This window comes from Actinomadura miaoliensis, from assembly GCF_039536785.1.
Taxonomy (GTDB): Bacteria; Actinomycetota; Actinomycetes; order Streptosporangiales; family Streptosporangiaceae; genus Spirillospora; species Spirillospora miaoliensis.
Genome location: NZ_BAAAZG010000061.1, coordinates 126,403 through 142,369, shown reverse-complemented (window position 1 = coordinate 142,369; position 15,967 = coordinate 126,403). Strand labels below are relative to the sequence as shown.

Below are 15,967 nucleotides of genomic sequence, written 5' to 3'. Positions count from 1 at the left end.
CAGCTCATCCGCTTCCATTATCCAAGTGGGTGATGATGTCGCTCACGAAGCGGGATCGGCCGCTGTGGCGTACGCCGTGGTAGGGGTCGGTGAAAAGGTCGCCGACGATGAGGACGACCTCGTCCTGGGCTCGGGTGACGGCGACGTAGAAGTTGTGCCGTTGCTCCTTTAGCGCTCTGCTGGAGAGTCCGCGGGTGGCGAAGTAGAACGGCATCAGCCCGTCGACGAGGCCGGGGAGGACGACGACGGAGAACTCCCGTCCCTTCGCGCTGTGGTAGGTGGTCAGCATGATGCGGCCGGGGGCCCTGCCGCCAGCGAGTTCGGCCATGGTCAGGCCGTCTTCCGCCGCGGTCCGGAGTGCTTGGGGAGCCTGCCGGTCCCGCAGATCGGAGCTGAGGTCTGCCACGTGGTCAATGTTCAGGTGTGCGATGAGATGGTCGAGGAAAGCCGCAGCGTCGTCCTCGGGCGCCTCGCGTTCGGGGGCGTCGAGCACCTTTAGGAGCTCCCGGGCGAGGCTGCGAGGCGTTTCCTCCGCCAGGGTGATGCCCACGGCCTGCCGGTGGCGATGCCACGTCGCGGCCAGCTCCCGCACGGTTCGGGTCGGTACGGCGGAGGACGGTCGGCGCCGGGGGGCGGGCGCGTGGGGCGGGGTGGTTATACCTCCGGTCGGTCTCCCGCAGGTTGGAGGAAACGGGTCTGCAGGGCCAGGCACGGGGCCGGCGAGGCGGCGGGCGGCGCACGCGGAGACGAAGTCGGCCAGGGGACTGCTGGGGATCTTGCGGGTGCGCTCCATGTCGCACGGCAGGTCTGCGGCTCGGAGCGCGGCGGTCAGGCGATTAAGGAGATTTCTGTTGCCTGGGTAGAGCACCGCGATGTCCTCAGCTGGAACACCTGTCGCGATCCGCTGGCGTACGACGTCGACGGCGCGCTGTGCGTGGTCGTCGAGATCGCCGGGGACTTCCTCGATGGTGACGGTGCCGGGTGCTTCCTGGTTGGGGTCAGCGCGATAGCCGCGGTCGACGCCGAGCACTCCGCGTCCTGCCGCCACCAGGGTGCTGCCGCTGCGGAAGTTCACCGTCAGCTGGATGGTGGTGAAGTCATCTCGTTCGTGGAGTTCTTTAAGGTAGCGGATGTCGGCGCCCTGGAAGGCGTACATGGTCTGGTCGGGATCGCCGACGGCGGTCACCTGGACTCCTGCGGCCAGCAGTTCGGTGACCACAGCGTGCAGCACAGGGTTAAGGTCCTGGTATTCGTCGACCACCAGGTGCCGGAAACGCGCCGAGAGCATGTCACGGGCGGGCTGGCTGGCACGGAGCACGGCTAGGGCGCGGCCCGGCATGGCGTCGAAATCCAACCCGCCGCGGTTGATAAGGGCCTGCTCGTAGCCGCGGACGGCTTCGAGGTACTGGTGCTGGTAGTCCTGAAGGCCTTCGCCGGCGGCCATGAGGCGGCGGATTTTGGTGAGCAGCGGGTCGGGCTTGTCCTTCACAGGCAGCCCGGCCTCGAACGCGGCGTGGGCCCAGAGCTGGTTGGTCTGGGTGTCGTCCAGGATGGTTAGGTTGTCGGCGAACGGGACATTGGTGAAACGTGCGTACGGCCGCAGGATGTGGTGCAGACAGAAGGAGTGCACGGTTCGACTGGCGAGCCGCCGCCCAGGGCGCATGCCCAAGGTCCGCAGACGGCTGGTCACTTCGGATGCGGCCGCCTCGGTGTAGGTGATGGCGGCGACACCCCGGTGCGGGCTGGTGGTCGCCAAGAGGTGCCCGACGCGGGCGACGAGGGTTCGGGTCTTGCCCGCTCCCGGGCCTGCCACGAGAACCAGGTTGCCCTGGTGGCGCACGGCCTGGCGTTGTTGGGGATGCAGGTTCGCGATCTCCTGTGCCAGGGCCGGAGGCAGCCGCAGGGCGGCCGAGCCAGGTCCCGGCTGATCGATACTCTTCGGCTCCTCGGGCGGCCTCGTGGTGACAGCTGCGGGTGGAGCCGGTACGGGCTCAGCCAGGCTCATTGGCCGGAACCTGGGCAGGCGGCGTACGAGCGCCTAGCTGCATCGGGGTGGGCGCGAGGGGCAAGTGCTCGTAGCGGCGGCGTAGGTCATCAAGGAGCGCCAGCACCGGCCCGCATCCGGGCAGGGCGAGCAGGTCACTGCTGGCCACGGGGCGGTCGGACGGGTATCCGAGCAACTGGCGAATACGATCGGGCAGATTGAGTTGCTCGACGTGGTCGGCGAGCCGCTGGGCGAAGCGGCCCTTGCTGACCGGATCCCGCTCAATGCGGGAGATCACCCCGGCGCGCTGGTCCTCTGTGGAAGGGCTCGCGGCAACCTGTTCTAGGGCCTGAGCGAAGTTTTGACGTCGTCTCGCACCGGTGGCCAGGTCGTTGAAGGCAGCTGTCATCTCCGCCGTCAGCAGCGGCGCGAGATCGGTCTCCAGCGTGTCTGGGCCGACGAAGATTCCGAACCCGGCGGCGGTGACGACGAGGTTGTGGCGCCCGTCGCGAGGCCCTCCAGCAGTCGGCAGATCCTGCTGCCGCAGGGCGTTCAAGGCGTCCCGGAACGGCTCTGCCACCGAATCATCGGCCAGGATCTTTAGCACATCCAAGGCGCGCCGCAAGCCTGGCTCACGCCGGTAAATCTCCGTCTCCTCGGTGTCGGTGGCATCACCGTCGGTCAGAATGCTGAAAGGTCTGTTGAAGCCGGAGGGCCCCAGGAGCTTGGCGTAGGGGGCAAAGTCGGTGCCGTCGATGCTGGCGACAACGATGCCGTGGGCGTCCAGATCGAAGCCTGCCGACCGCGCGAGTGCGGGCAGCAGATAAGTCTCGGCAACGCCTTCGACGAGGACGACCCCCTGGGCGAAGAGGATCTCCGCCCTGTTGACGTTGAGATAGCGTTCCAAGTCCGCGCGCTCGTGCTGTTCGAGTAGTCCCGGAGCCATGACGCGGGCTTGGGTCCCTGTGGTGGTGTCCAGCAGCAGCACCATGCTGGGCAACGGGGTGACGGCGGCGATGTGCGGACTATGAGTGGTGAGGACCAGGCGGTTGGGCTGACCGAGCAGGTGGGCGAACAGATGCCTCTGCAAGGTGGGGTGGAGATGGGCCTCCGGTTCCTCCACTACCAAAAGTGTGTCCTCGCCGTCCGTAGCGCTACGGCGTAGCCGCAGCCGTTCCAGGAGCAGTGCGAGGTACAGCACGTTGGCGGTGCCGGTGGAGGTGCGGTCGATACCCCGTGTGGCGGAGGCGTCTATGAACAACCGGATGCTACGCAGCAGGTCTTCGTCGCGTCCCGCGAAAGCCAGCGAGGGGTCTAGGTTCATCCGAGGGCCGGCCATGGTGGCGACGCGGCTGCGGATCAGGTCGGCGATGTGCTGGACATTGGCGTCGCGTCCGAGATCCTCGCGTGCGGTGCGCATCGTCTTGAGTGTCTTGTCGATGTTCGCCTGAGCCGGTGGCCGTTCGCGCAGCAGGCTCGTCAGGGGGCTGCGGTCTGGACGGGCGAGGTCGTGCTCGGCGTCCCGCAGGGCGGGCAGCACCGACATGGCGGCGTAGCGCTTGGCGGCGAGCATGGTGTTGCTTGGGTCGATGGCGCCATAGACGGTCCATTCGTAGTCGTTCGGCGTCAACGGCTCGGCAGGCTCCTCGCCCAGCAGCCGGGCGGGGGACTGCTTGGGCCGGAACAGGTAGGTGAGCCGGGCGACGAGAGGGGACAGGCTGATGATGGCGCCGTCCAGCTCGCTCCGCGCGTCGGGATCGTCTTCGAAGTCGGCGAGTTCGACTTCCACAGTGACCTCGGCTCCCTCGGCCAGGGACGGGGAGCGGTCGTGGATATCCTCCGGCTGCAGATAACGTCGCCGGTCTGGCAGGTCAGGGTCGAGAACCAAACGCAGGGCGTGCAGCAGGTTGCTCTTGCCCACGCCGTTCTCACCGACGATCACAGCTGGTGTGGGGAACGGATCGATGACCAGGTGCTCGAAGTTACGGAAGTGCCGGATACAAAGGCGACGAAGCTGCATCATTCTCCCGGTCGATCGGCGCACTGCTCGCAGGCTGCGACGCTGAGCGCCCACACCTTTGCGGCCTCCAGAGCGGGTCACCGCAGTAGTTCGGACCGGCCAGATCCTCAGCCCGACGCTCCACCTGCCAACATCACCCGGTGGCCCCCGCCCCCATCGCGACCGGACCTAGCCGCCCGCGATGGGTGCACGATATCTGAATGGGAACGGCCGTGCATGGTGGCTGCACAACATGAACTGCGGCCCGCTATTTGACGACGGCAACGTCCGTTACCCCCGCCAACCGCATGCGTTCCCGCTGTGAGCTCTTGGCGCCCGCCTTGCGCTACGCTGAGATGGCACTTCCTGGCAGCAACTTCAAGCGGTGTAGGACGCCCCACTGCGACCTGGATGCTGTCTTGGCGGCCGGAGGTCAACATGCAGTTCCGGGTACCGGCCCTGTATGTCTTGAGGATCCACAGCGCCGGGGCGCCCAGCCAGCCGCCACTACGTTCAATATTCGGTCGCGGACATGTGCCGAACGCGGAGGGGCCGTATGCCGACGGCTCAGGAACGGCCAGCCATCCCTCGTTCACGGCAGGCTGACGAGCTTCTACTCCGTCGGACGAGCGGCGTCAGTTGGGAGGCACCCGGCGCCATGAAAAGCGCCAAAAGCTAGCGGTCTGGAGCCTCCACTCCCTGCAAGAGGTCTGCTGTGGCCGTCTTGGTCACGCTCAACTCACCGACGCCGACGGCCGCAAGCAGGAGGGTGGGCTTGCTGATGGTCACGGTCACACGGATCTTCTGGTCACTGACCACGCTGACAGATCCGCTGGTGCCCGTGCTGGCGAGATAGGCGCGGGAGGCGTGCACGGCGATGGTGCGGTCGACGGTGAAGCGGCCGCCGTGGGCGTAGGCGCGATCGCGGTCGATGCGGCCGGCTCCGGCGCGCGCGGCTTCTTCGGCGACGGCGGAGGCTCGGCGGGCGGCGCGAATCTTGGCGCCGCCGTCCACGACGAGTCCGACGGCGGCGAGGAGGGCGACAAAGAAGACGACCACGAAGAGGCTGATCGCCCCTTGGTCGGAGGGGCGTGGTTGTTGAACGTCGGTGGCGATTGTCGAGCCCAAGCTCATGGTTGCCGTCCGCGGAAGGGGTCGATCGGGCTGCTGAAGCGCGCGGTGATCGTCGTGGGTGGCACACCGGAGGCGGCGACGTCACCGAGGCGGATGGTGCAGGTGACCTCCGCGGTGACGGTGCCAGGCTGTCCGACGGGCCGGGCGAACTGGAAAGTATCGACGTGGACATGGGCCGGACAGGTCAACCCTTGGCGTGCCAGGGCCGCTCGTGCGCTGGCGGTCGCGTTGCCCCGGGCCGTGGCGGGATCTCGGGCGATGGAGGCTTGGCGGGCGGCGTCGCGGGCGGCGGCTTCGACCGCCGCGTGCGTGGTGGCGATACGGCCGGCGGCGATGGCCAACAGCAACGCGACGATCAGCGCCGGGGCGAAGATCGCCAGCTCCAGCGTGGTCGACCCACGATCGCGGTGATGCCCGCTGAGCATGACGACCGAGGGCTGGGCGTTCCCACCGATCCTGCTCTTGTACGCCTTCCTGTGTGGATGGGGCCATTGAGAGGTCATCGGCCCTCCGCTCCGAGATTGGCGCCAGGCAGAGGTGCGGCGTTTGGCAACCCACCTGAAGGTGTTGTGAACTTCTCCCGTGGTCCGCGGGCGACCTGGCTGACGTTGCTACGAACGAATGGGATCAGGGAGAGCGATCTTCCCTGCACACGGACGACGACGGTGGTGGCGTTGCTGCCGCTGGCGTTGGCGGAGGGAGAGAGAAGAAATCCGTCTCCGCTGCTGCGAGCGAACGCCAGTGCGGTGGCCGAACCGTCGCTCTTGGCGCCGTAGGCACGGGCCACTCGCACGCCCTCCTGCGCCGCCGACAGGGCGATGTTGCGAGCGTGAAACCACAACGCGGCGTGCAGAGTGACCAGCACGGCCGTCAGCACCACCGGGACGGCGATCACAGTCTCCAACGTGATGCTGCCCCGGTCGGTGCATCTGCGGGCATCCACGGTCGACGCTTACTTGATCTTGCTTGCGTGCTGGTTGATAGCCGAGACGACCTTGGCCGCGGCGGCGACAGCGGCCAGGAACAGGGCTCCGGCGACCACCATCCACTCCAGCGTGACGCCGCCCCTGTCGCGGGCCTGATGACGGAGCGACTCGACCCGGGCCAGGAAGTAGTTGAGCTCGGGCGGGGGATCGGGTAGCCGCATGGGCAGTACCTCCTTGTTATCGGACGCCTTCACCAATGGGGTCACCCGCCGACGATGCGGGCGTAGGCGGGATAGCCGAGCAGGATGAGATAGCCGATCACCGACAGCGCCACCGGCACGGTCATTGATTCGGTGCGGGATTTGGCCCGCGTCAGCGCGCGGGCGAGCTGTTGCTCGCGCAGGGAACCTGCCTTGGCGGTTAGGGAATCGAGAATGCGGGCACCCTGCAGACCGGCGCGGCGGGCGATGGCCGCGGTGTCGGCCAGTTCGCGCACGCCGATCTCCTCGGCCAGACGGGTGAGCTCGTCCCAGGTGTCGCGGGTGCCGCGCGCGGTCGGGTCAAGCACGGCGGCCAGGCGCTCGAAGGCCCATCCGTGGCAGATCCTCGCGGGGGCTTCCAAGGCTTCGGCGGGGCCTGCGCCCCCGGCTCGCGCCATCTTGACCAGGTCGAGGTAGGCGATCAGGGCGGTGCGGAACTCCTCGCGCGCGTCGCGTGCCTGAGAGCGGACGGCGATGTCGGGGGCCAGGAACATGAACAACGCGTACAGGGCGGTGAAGCCGGTGGATAGTACCCACGGCACCGTGGGCATGAACAGCGTCCACACCAAGGTGGGCGCTGCCAGACCGAACACGGCCAGGGCGAGCTTTTGCGCCAGGTAGCCTTCGACGCTCTTGCCCAGCAACGCCAGATCTTTGCGGGGAATGCGCACGTCCAGCGCGCTGCCGGTGATGCGCGCGGCCAGCCAACGCCCGACCCGCCACGACAGCTCCGAGCCGACAGGAGAAGGCGTCCGCCGGGGCGAGGTGTCGAAGCGCTGAAGCGCGGCGGCCAGCGCGGGCGGAGCCGGGAACGCTTCCCGGACGAGGAGGAACACGCCAAGACCGATCAGGCCGCCACCGAGCAGGATCCACGGGCTCATCCACGCCTCCTGTTGCCGGACGGAGGCAGGAAGCGGAAGCTCCGGGCGGGGGAGGCCAGGCGATGAAGCCACCACAGCGTCGCCGCGTACAGCAGCGCTACGACGGTGAGCGTCAGCTGGCCCGTGAAGGTGCCGAACGGGGCGACGTAGTCGCGGTTGAACAGGGCGAATGCGGTGTACAGGCCGAGCGCGGCCACGACCCACACGGCGGTGGTGCGGTGGGTGGCGCGCTCGGCGTCGATCTCACGTTCCATCGCGACCTGCTTGGCGACGGTATCGGCCAACGCGGTGAGCACCTGGTGCAGGCCGCGGCCGCGCAGCTCGGATGCGATGAGCAGTGCGGCGACGATGGTGTCACCCACCGGGTGGGCCAGGTCGTCGGCGTAGGCCCGCAACGCGGCGTCGGTGGGTGTTCGGTACTCCAGCCGCCGTCGAAGTGCTGTGACCTCGGCGGCGATCGGGGCGGGCGGGTCATCAGCGCTGGAGAGCAGGGCGTCCTCGATGCCCCGGCCGGCGGTGAGCACATCGGCCAACTGCCGGGTCCAAGCCTCCAAGGCCTCCAGCCGCGCCAGACGACGTTGCGCGCTCCGGCCGCCCAGCATGCGTGGCAGCGCGACCGTGGCGGCTGCGACGCCGAGCGCGGCCACCGGCCAGCCGGTCACCGCCCACGTCACCGCGGCTGCGATCGCGGCGGCACTCCCCTCGGCGAGGGGACGGCGCGACCGTAGTTGGTCGGTGCGCCAACGTGAACGGCGCACCTGTGGGGGCGGGAACATATCGACACCGGCGAGCGCAAAGGCAGCCATGACCATCCCTCCGGTGATGAGTGCACCGGCGAGAACGGCGAACGTGGCGTTGCCGGTCATGACGTCGCCACCTGGTGAGATGGGTGGAACCAGGCGAGGTCGAAACCCGCCGTCTCCAGGTCGGCGGCGCACTGGGGGAGGGTGTGGGGGACGGCGCGGCCGTCCGGTCCCGGTACGTACACGTGGTTCGTCGCCGGTTCCTCGGTGTCGGCGGGCGGCAGCACCTCCACCACCTCCGACACGAAACGCATGTTGACTGGGCGTCCGCTCCTGTGGTGGACGACGTGGTTCAGATGGACGACGAAGTCGACTGCCATCCCCGCCAACCGGAAAAGCGTGGCGGGTGGATAGGACAGACCGCCGGAATCGGCCAGGATGAGCATGCGTGACCACACCTCAGATGCCGAGTCGGCATGCAGGGTGCACAGCGAGCCTTCGCCACCGGTGTTCATGGCCTGCAGCATCGCCACCAGCTCATCGCCCAGGACCTCACCGACGATGACGCGGCGGGCGTTCAGCCGCAGGGCGTCGGTGACCAGTTGGCGGACCGTGATGCCGCCGACTCCTTCGGCGTTGGGTTCCCGGGCCTCCATAGCCACGATGTCGGAGTGCCGGTGCGGCAGCGTGTGCAGGAACAGCTCGTACTCGTTCTCGACGGTGACGATGCGCTCCTCACGCGGGATGTCGGCGGCCAGCGCGCGCACGAACGTGGTCTTTCCGCTGCCCATGCCGCCGGTGACGACGATGTCCTTGCGGGCCCGCACCGCGGCGCGCAGGAACTCCCGCAGACCGGGATCCAGGGTGCCGTACTCCACAAGCTCGTCCAGGTCGATATCCAGCATCCGGTGCCGGCGGATGCTCAGGCAGGGACGCGGGGTGACGGTCATCATCGCGGTCAGACGCGAACCGTCTGGCAACGCCAACCGCAGCCTGGGTTTGGCGGGGGAGAAGTCGCGGGCGGTCTGGCCCTGGTAGGCGCCCCACCTGCGGATCAGCTCCACCAGCTGCTCATCGGAGTCGGCGATCGGCAGGCCCTGTTCCTTCGTGCCGTCGGCCCGGCTGATCCACACCTCGTCGCAGCCGTTGACATCGATGTTCTCGATCTCGTTGTCCTCAAGCAGCGGCTGCAACGCACCCAGGCCGAAGCGTTCGTTGTAGACCGCGTGCACCAGCTCGGCCTCCAGCTCGGCGGTCAGCTGATACCGCCCGGAACCGGCCTGGTCCGCGATCCAGGCGCGCACCTCACCAGCGATCAGCTCACGCGCCTGTTCTGGAGTGGTGTCGATGGTGATCTGCTCGTCCAGCGCCCGGTTGATCTCACCGACCGCCGCGCGGAACACGGCGGTACCGTTACCCGCCTCAGGCTGGCGACGATGCCCGTCGGGTGACGGGCTTCCGGGCTGACCGTTACCAGCGCGGCCGCCAGGCGAGACAGGAACGGGCAGGTTTGGCCATCCACCGGGGCGGCGCGACGGCCAGAACGGCTGATGCATCCGTGAAGTCATGGTCTGCTGTCCTCCACGACAGAACCGGGCACGCCATGCAGAGCTCGGCGCTGCGCGGTGGCGAAGCGGTGCGCGGCGCGTCCGACTGCGCCCGCCTGGCGCAGCAGAAGACCGGCCTCGATCCGGCGGCGTGCCCGTTCGCTGTCGGGCCCCTCCGACAACACCTGCGCCGCACGCTGATCAAACGGCAACTTGAGAACAATGGCGAAGTCCCCCAGCTGGGCGCGGACCTCGCCTGCGGTGTAAGGACGGTCCCCGATCAGGCACAATCCCACCGGCACGCTAGGCCCCAGAGCTTGACGCAGCCGCGCCAGACGCGACCGCGCCGCCGCCACCTGCGCCAGCGTCGGCCGCATTACCACCAGCACCAGATCCGAGCTCCGCAACACCGGAAACGGCAGCTCCGGCACGATGGGCCCCACATCGGCCAACACCGTGAACGGCAGCTCGGTGAACGTCTGCGCCAGCACCTCCCAGGTCGCCGCCGTCAGCTGGACCGCCACAAACGGATCGTTCAACCCTGGCAGCAGCAGCCGCTCCCGCTGTTCGTCCAGCGGCAACGTCTGCTCCCACAGCGCGCGCAGGGCAATATCGGGACCGTGGACCGCGGCCAGCCCAAGATTCCACAACCCGTGGTCGGGAGGGGTATGGCACTGGAAGTAGCCACGCAACAGCCGACCACCGCCCGGCGAACACTCGGCCAGCAGCACTCGCTCGGGCCAGGTCAACGCAAGTGCGAATCCGCTGGTGGTGACGCCGGGAGCATCCCCGGGACTGGTGAGAGCGATCAGGCTCACCGCACCCCCCGCCAGGTCAGCACAAAGCCGATCCGGCCCGTGGACGCCTGCCTGGCGATCGCCGGACCCACCCGTGCATCCACGACCAGGTCGACCCGCACCGCGCCATCGGCATCCGGCGCGCTCACCAGATCCACCGTCGCAGGCGTGTCCTGTGTCAACGGCGCGGCCTGGTTCCCCGACGCGGCGTCCCCCTGCCCGCCGGAGCCGGGGGTGGCCACCACCAATACCTGATCACCAGGCTGCAAGCCTCGCGCCGGCAGCTGCGAGACTCGGACCGCGACCGGGACCACCTGCTGCCCCTGACGTGGCGACAACGCCGTGGTCAGCTGAGAGGGGGCAAGGAGCGTGCCTCGTCGTAGATCCACTGCGGCCAGCCGTCCAACCACATCCCGCAGCTGGCGCCCCGGGACCGTTGCTACGCGCCCATCGGCCGCCACCATGGTGGTCGCTACATCGGCATTGGTGATCTGCTGCCCGACCGGCACATCACGCGCGACCACCACGACGGAGGTGCGCTCACTCATGCCGGTGAACAGGTATCCGGTCAACGCGGCGCCCGCCCCCACCAACACCATCGCCAGCAAGAACATGCGTCGCCGTCGCTGACGCGGAAGCGGCGGCAACCCACCGGCACCGGGCGGTTGCTGTCCATCCGGGCTGCGCGGCACGGTGCCGATCGGTAGTCCGCCGGCCGACCGCTGGCCTCCGTGCTTGTGTCTGAATGCGTTGCCGGGTTCGCGCGACATCTCACCTTCCTCCCGCCACTGCCTGCCCTTCGGCGATCCGGACGGGGAAGGCGGTCGACCGGGTCAGCGCTGGCAGCGCGCCCCCGGCACCATCCGATCCCCGCCAGGTACCACCCCAGGTCACCGTCACCGTCACCTGATACGCCGACCCGGGCAGTCCTGCCGATGAACGCTGATAGGTGTAGGAACAGTCCGAACGCTGCGCCTCGGCAGAACGCCCAGAGTCGTAGGCTTCGCCGGGGCCGTCGCACTTCACCGCGGGCAGCCCGGAACCGGGATTGATCGTCAAACTCGTCGGTCGTGCGGTGACCTCCGCCCACACTCCGCCCGCCTGGACTCGGTCTGTGAGGGGTTTCCAGTTGGTCACCCAGAACCACTGCGGCAGCCCCACCAGCCCGTCGGACTCTCGTGGTGGTGCTGTCCGCACCTCTGGTGCGGGGACGGGGAGCCGTCCCCATGCCTCTAGCGCCAGCTGGGCAGGCGACACCGTCGGGGCAGCGGGGGCACCAGCCGGAGGGTCCCCCACGAGTTCGAGAGGCCCGCATCCCTGCATGCCGAACCCCCACGGACCACACGTCGGGCCGTTCTGGGAACTGGCGGCGCCGCTGCTGCCCCCAGCCGTCGGAGCTCCAGCACCAGAGCCGCCGTTGTTGCCGCTGGAGTTGCCGCCGCTGCGGCCGGGCTGTTCAGCTCCGTAGCCCCAGCCCCAGGGATAGGGCTTCGGAGGAATCGGTTCTTTCGCCGACGATGCTGCTCCAGCCAAAGGAGAAGCGACGGCCGCGGCGACCAGACCTGCGGCCAGGACCAGCGGAAGACGCCGCCCTAGCAGCGTCCGAGCGGAGAGATGCGATTGATGCGCCATCGCCCGTCAGAACCTCGCGCAAGTGTCGCTCGTAGGTGATCGTTTGGTGTCCCCCGACTAGTGACCTGCCCGGTACGGGAATTCTTCACCTGTGCATTGGTGCTGTCCTGGCAGTCCCAGACTGTCGCCCGATTGCCGCCAATCTGGACTTTCTGGATATGGACGACAATGTGTCCCGAGGAGGTCAGGTTCCTGGCATGCAGCTGATCGATATTGCGCAGGACGTCATCCAGTAGCGGCTGAGTTGCGTATTCTCCGAGGAGTTGTCGGCGCCGCTCGTTGCTGGACGACTGCTCGGCCTGGGGAAGAGCCATCCAGTACTGGGTGTAGGCATGCCTGACAGCATCTTCTACCGAAGTGGTCGCAGTCGAGGTTGTCGGTGCTTCTGGAGGGGACGTGGACGGCAGTACTGTCTTGCGGTCACCATTGCTGCATGACCCCGCGAGCACAAGCAGCAGAGCCACACCGGCGATCACAGGGTAGGTGGCGCTGGCCGGGTGCCGTCCTTTCTTGTAATCGATCATTCTGTCCGCATGGCTGTGTGAGGGCTTGTCAGGCGTCGCGACAAATAGTCAGCCTAGATGGCTGGGTCACGGTCAGGCAATAGCTTTTTACTCAGCGTTATAGAGTGATAACAGATCATCTGATCTGCTGATAGAAGGTAAGAATCCAACGAAGCACTTGGAGTCATAGTGGCTCGCCAGCATCATCCGGTGCAGTCGCGGCATCGACGCCTTCTCGGGGCAATGCGTGCGATTGTCGCGGCCGCAGTGTTGGCCGCATTGATCGTCGGATTGCCCTGGCTTCTGATCACGGTCGCCGGTTCACCGGTTCCTGACCGCCTGCCCACCGGGGATGAGATCGTCTCGGCCCTGTCGCGTCGCGATGACGGAACCCTGCTGCTTGCCGCGGTGAAGTACCTGACATGGATCGGCTGGCTTGTCTGGGCTCTGCTGGTGCTGCTGGAGCTCGGCGCGCGGATATCCGGCCGCGCCGCTCCGCGGATCCCCGGCCTCGGGGGTCCGCAGAGGATGGCCAGCCTTCTTGTCGGGAGCCTGGGGGCGGCAGTGCTGGGCACCTCGGTGTCCCTCAGCCGAGCTGCCACTCTCCCTCCGCCGCCGACAACCCTGACAGCCGCCACCGCACCTTCCCAAAGCGTCCTTCCCGGGCAGGAGGCGGCGGACGAGACGACGGCCGCAGCCTCAGCGGCACCTCGTCAAACGATCACACCGTTGGCTCAAGGCGTCCGCGCCGTCGACTCGGAAGCCATCGGTCCGCCCAGCGTCGTCCCAGGCGAGGACCGTGGTGTCGTTGACTCTTCCGGTGAGCAGGATGACGAGCGGGGTCGACGGACGATCACGGTGCAGTTTGCCTTCGACTCTGTGCAGCTGACGCCTGCTGCAGAGTCCACCCTTGCCCAAGCCGCCGCCGACATTCGCAACCGTGCCGATCCAGCCGAACCGATCAGGGTCGTCGGGCACACCGACTCCCTTGGCCCGGCCCCCTACAACCAAAGACTCTCACTCCGTCGAGCTGAGGCCGTTCGAGACGCTCTCCAGCCCGAGCTCGGTGACAGCTACCGGTTGGAGAGCAGCGGGAAGGGCGAAACTCATCCCGTCGTCGATGACCGCCGTCCAGAAGCAAAAGACAAGGCGTCGGCACGGGCCCGGAACCGCCGAGTCGAGATCACGTACACGCTCAAGTCCGCAGGGCAGATGCCGACCAGCCCAACGAGCCGCCCGTCATCGCACCGAGACCACAGCGAGGGCGGCAGCGGCGGCGAGCCGACCAGATCGGCTCCCACACCACCAGCGACACCGAACGCTGCGCCACACTCGGCCAAGCCCTCCCGGCCGGCGGTGACGCTTTCCGGAGTCCAGCCATCCAGAACCCAAACACCGGCAGCTTCCGAGTCGCCGCGGCCATCGTCCTCCGAGCCGAGCTCACCCGTCGGTGTGCCGATCACAGTAGAGCTGCCGTCCGGTGCTGTGGTCGGCTTGTCCTTCGCGGCCGGGGTCGGCACCGCGCTGATGGTGTCCCGGCTGCACCGGCGACGTCGGCACCGCACGCCCCGCTCCGGCCCCGATCTGAATGCGCGGGAACCAGAGCCCGGCCCGGCCGTCCGCAAGCTACGCCGCGTCGCCCTCGCCGCTCGCGAGGGCGGTCACACCGACGGCGAGCCGGAGCCGTCCGCTCAGCAGCGACTGCATCTGTTCCCTCTGACCTCCAACGGCCAGATTGTCCTCGGCGTACGCGATGACCAAGAGACCTCGGCTCCGATCGGCGGGCTCGTCGTCGGCCTGAGTGGACCTGGTGGCCTGGCGGCGGCCCGTGCGCTGCTGCTGACGCTGCTGATGCATGCGGGCGACCACGACGTGGAACTCGTGGTGTCCCGCGACGACGCCTCGCGGTTGCTCACGTTGCCCTCTGAGGACGTCGACGAACTCGCCCAGCACGTCCCAGCGGTACGCCTCACTCCTGACCTGAATGCGGCGCTGCGGCTGCTGGAATCCGAGCGGATCCACCGTGCCCGTTTGCTCGACACCACAGCCGATGGGCAGGACCTGGACGCCGTCCGCGGAGGCGATCCCACAGAACCATTGCCACGCCTTGTCCTGCTTGCGACGCCGAGTGAAGATCAGCAGCGCCGTCTGCAAGCACTCGCCACCGCCGCCTCCGAGTACGACATGGCCATCATCACCCTAGGAGACCATCCGGCCGGGCCGACCGTGCTTCTCGACGACTCAGGACACGTCACCGCCACCAGGGGCACGAACACCGAGCTCTGGGAAGGGTTGCAGCTCTTCCACCTCTCCGTCGACGACACCCGCCAGGTATTGGACCTTCTCCGCAGCGCCCACGGTGCCCCGGAGCCCGAGAGAACGTCCGAACAGAGTGTGGAGGCGACCGGCCCAATCCACGTGCCCTCGCCACGGCCAGCCCCGCCGGTCCGCCAGGACGCAGGAGCCGCCGGGGAACAACCCGTCCAGCTGCGGGTGCTCGGTCATCCCACCGTGCTGGTGGGCGACCAGGAACTGGAAACCGGAATCCGCGGCAAAGGCCGAGAGCTGCTGACCTACCTGGCCGTCCACGCCGACGGCGCCAGCCGCGACGCGATCACTGCGGCCCTGTGGCCCGACGTCGACCACAAGCACGCGGTCATGCGTTTCCACGCCCTGCTGCATGATTCACGCCGGGCGTTGAAGCGCGCCACCAGGTTGGTCGACGAGAACTTCATCGTCCTGTCCGCGGACCGCTACCGCCTCAACCCCGAACTCGTCGGCGTCGATCTATGGCGCTTCCACACCGCCTTGCACAGGGCGTCGCAAGCCGATGACGACCAGATTCAGGCGGCGTTGTTGCAACAAGCCGCGGACACCTACGTGGGCCACCTCGCCGCCGAAGGGTCCTATGAGCAGGCGTACGAGTGGATAGAGCCCGAGCGGGAGGCGCTTCGACGCCAGGCCGTCGAAGCGCTAGTCCATCTCGCCACGCTCTACGAGCGTCAGGATTCTGAGCGCGCTCTGGTGGTGCTCGAACGCGCCCGAACCCTTGACCGCTACGCCGAAGAGATCTACCAGCGCATCATGACCCTGCAAGCCAAGCTCGGCCGGCCAGACGCCGTGCGCCGCACCTTCCGGCTCTTGGAGACCTCCCTCGAAGATCTGGCAGTCGACCCCAGCGAGGAGACACAGCAACTCCTATGGCGCCTCCTCCACCCCCGCGGCCGCCAACCTCAGCCCGACCATCGCCAGAAGACGACGTAACCAAGCTGACGCTGCAGGACTGGGCCACGTACAGCTGCAGGGACGGTCACCACTGATATGAAACCCGCGCACACACTGACGAAGATGTTGACAGTGCCGTGCGCGGAATTAATGTCAGCGGTCGTCTACGGCGAGGCCTGGTCGCGTAGGGCCGCTGCGATCTGGGCGCGGATCCGGTCCAGGTGTTCCGTGTCCTGCTGGCTCTTGAGGTAGGCGTGGACGGAAGTCTTGCTGAGCTGGCCGGTGCTCATCACATCGATAATGTAGGGGACGTGCGTGCTCCCCCACAGCGCTTGC

Annotated in this window: 15 protein-coding genes; 1 reads left to right on the top strand and 14 read right to left on the bottom strand. The window is 67.8% G+C overall.

Features of this window, described 5'->3' with window-relative positions; translation table 11 throughout:
• Window positions 1–4: 4 nt before the first annotated feature.
• From ABD811_RS38600 to ABD811_RS38540, 13 genes are all read right to left on the bottom strand, one after another.
• Window positions 5–2,005, bottom strand: a complete 2,001-nt coding sequence (locus ABD811_RS38600) for an ATP-dependent helicase (RefSeq protein WP_344957730.1) — start codon at window positions 2,003–2,005, stop codon at window positions 5–7.
• Window positions 1,992–4,007 (bottom strand): ATP-dependent nuclease, encoded by a 2,016-nt coding sequence (locus ABD811_RS38595; protein ID WP_344957728.1) that lies wholly within the window; start codon window positions 4,005–4,007, stop codon window positions 1,992–1,994. Before ABD811_RS38595 ends, ABD811_RS38600 begins: the two co-directional genes overlap by 14 nt.
• Before the next feature lie 651 nt (window positions 4,008–4,658).
• Window positions 4,659–5,117, bottom strand: a complete 459-nt coding sequence (locus ABD811_RS38590; protein WP_344957726.1) for a pilus assembly protein TadG-related protein — start codon at window positions 5,115–5,117, stop codon at window positions 4,659–4,661.
• Window positions 5,114–5,542 (bottom strand): TadE/TadG family type IV pilus assembly protein, encoded by a 429-nt coding sequence (locus ABD811_RS38585; protein WP_344957724.1) that lies wholly within the window; start codon window positions 5,540–5,542, stop codon window positions 5,114–5,116. Before ABD811_RS38585 ends, ABD811_RS38590 begins: the two co-directional genes overlap by 4 nt.
• A 74-nt stretch (window positions 5,543–5,616) precedes the next feature.
• The gene (locus ABD811_RS38580; RefSeq protein WP_344957722.1) at window positions 5,617–6,021 is read right to left on the bottom strand and encodes a TadE family protein; all 405 of its coding nucleotides are present in this window, start codon (window positions 6,019–6,021) and stop codon (window positions 5,617–5,619) included.
• Window positions 6,022–6,069: 48 nt separating this feature from the next.
• Window positions 6,070–6,264 (bottom strand): hypothetical protein, encoded by a 195-nt coding sequence (locus tag ABD811_RS38575; protein ID WP_344957721.1) that lies wholly within the window; start codon window positions 6,262–6,264, stop codon window positions 6,070–6,072.
• A gap of 41 nt (window positions 6,265–6,305) precedes the next feature.
• Window positions 6,306–7,184, bottom strand: a complete 879-nt coding sequence (locus ABD811_RS38570) for a hypothetical protein (protein ID WP_344957719.1) — start codon at window positions 7,182–7,184, stop codon at window positions 6,306–6,308.
• Window positions 7,181–8,050 carry a type II secretion system F family protein gene (locus ABD811_RS38565; protein ID WP_344957717.1) on the bottom strand — a complete coding sequence of 290 codons (870 nt, stop codon included), beginning with the start codon at window positions 8,048–8,050 and terminating at the stop codon, window positions 7,181–7,183. The genes ABD811_RS38570 and ABD811_RS38565 overlap by 4 nt, the downstream gene beginning before the upstream one ends.
• Window positions 8,047–9,330 carry a TadA family conjugal transfer-associated ATPase gene (locus tag ABD811_RS38560; RefSeq protein WP_344957715.1) on the bottom strand — a complete coding sequence of 428 codons (1,284 nt, stop codon included), beginning with the start codon at window positions 9,328–9,330 and terminating at the stop codon, window positions 8,047–8,049. Before ABD811_RS38560 ends, ABD811_RS38565 begins: the two co-directional genes overlap by 4 nt.
• Before the next feature lie 161 nt (window positions 9,331–9,491).
• Window positions 9,492–10,292, bottom strand: a complete 801-nt coding sequence (locus ABD811_RS38555) for a P-loop NTPase family protein (protein ID WP_344957713.1) — start codon at window positions 10,290–10,292, stop codon at window positions 9,492–9,494.
• Window positions 10,289–10,885, bottom strand: a complete 597-nt coding sequence (locus ABD811_RS38550; protein WP_344957711.1) for an SAF domain-containing protein — start codon at window positions 10,883–10,885, stop codon at window positions 10,289–10,291. Before ABD811_RS38550 ends, ABD811_RS38555 begins: the two co-directional genes overlap by 4 nt.
• Before the next feature lie 157 nt (window positions 10,886–11,042).
• Window positions 11,043–11,432, bottom strand: a complete 390-nt coding sequence (locus ABD811_RS38545; RefSeq protein WP_344957709.1) for a hypothetical protein — start codon at window positions 11,430–11,432, stop codon at window positions 11,043–11,045.
• 431 nt (window positions 11,433–11,863) lie between these two features.
• Window positions 11,864–12,427, bottom strand: a complete 564-nt coding sequence (locus ABD811_RS38540; protein WP_344957707.1) for a hypothetical protein — start codon at window positions 12,425–12,427, stop codon at window positions 11,864–11,866.
• Between the two features lie 222 nt (window positions 12,428–12,649).
• On the opposite strand from ABD811_RS38540, the gene ABD811_RS38535 reads away from it, so the two are divergent.
• Entirely contained in the window at window positions 12,650–15,670 is a 3,021-nt protein-coding gene (locus ABD811_RS38535; RefSeq protein WP_344957705.1) for an OmpA family protein, read from the top strand.
• A 125-nt stretch (window positions 15,671–15,795) separates the two neighbouring features.
• Here the strand turns inward: ABD811_RS38535 and ABD811_RS38530 are convergent, their stop codons facing one another.
• Window positions 15,796–15,921, bottom strand: a complete 126-nt coding sequence (locus ABD811_RS38530; RefSeq protein ID WP_344957703.1) for a hypothetical protein — start codon at window positions 15,919–15,921, stop codon at window positions 15,796–15,798.
• Between the last annotated feature and the right edge of the window lie 46 nt (window positions 15,922–15,967).

Excerpts from the sequence above, each read along its gene's own strand:
- ABD811_RS38590 (WP_344957726.1), bottom strand. The coding sequence starts at position 5,117 with ATGAGCTTGGGCTCGACAATCGCCACCGACGTTCAACAACCACGCCCC.
- ABD811_RS38540 (WP_344957707.1), bottom strand. The coding sequence starts at position 12,427 with ATGATCGATTACAAGAAAGGACGGCACCCGGCCAGCGCCACCTACCCT.
- ABD811_RS38550 (WP_344957711.1), bottom strand. The coding sequence starts at position 10,885 with ATGTTCTTGCTGGCGATGGTGTTGGTGGGGGCGGGCGCCGCGTTGACC.
- ABD811_RS38575 (WP_344957721.1), bottom strand. The coding sequence starts at position 6,264 with ATGCGGCTACCCGATCCCCCGCCCGAGCTCAACTACTTCCTGGCCCGG.
- ABD811_RS38565 (WP_344957717.1), bottom strand. The coding sequence starts at position 8,050 with ATGACCGGCAACGCCACGTTCGCCGTTCTCGCCGGTGCACTCATCACC.
- ABD811_RS38595 (WP_344957728.1), bottom strand. The coding sequence starts at position 4,007 with ATGATGCAGCTTCGTCGCCTTTGTATCCGGCACTTCCGTAACTTCGAG.
- ABD811_RS38585 (WP_344957724.1), bottom strand. The coding sequence starts at position 5,542 with ATGCTCAGCGGGCATCACCGCGATCGTGGGTCGACCACGCTGGAGCTG.
- ABD811_RS38535 (WP_344957705.1), top strand. The coding sequence starts at position 12,650 with ATGCGTGCGATTGTCGCGGCCGCAGTGTTGGCCGCATTGATCGTCGGA.
- ABD811_RS38600 (WP_344957730.1), bottom strand. The coding sequence starts at position 2,005 with ATGAGCCTGGCTGAGCCCGTACCGGCTCCACCCGCAGCTGTCACCACG.
- ABD811_RS38530 (WP_344957703.1), bottom strand. The coding sequence starts at position 15,921 with ATGAGCACCGGCCAGCTCAGCAAGACTTCCGTCCACGCCTACCTCAAG.
- ABD811_RS38570 (WP_344957719.1), bottom strand. The coding sequence starts at position 7,184 with ATGAGCCCGTGGATCCTGCTCGGTGGCGGCCTGATCGGTCTTGGCGTG.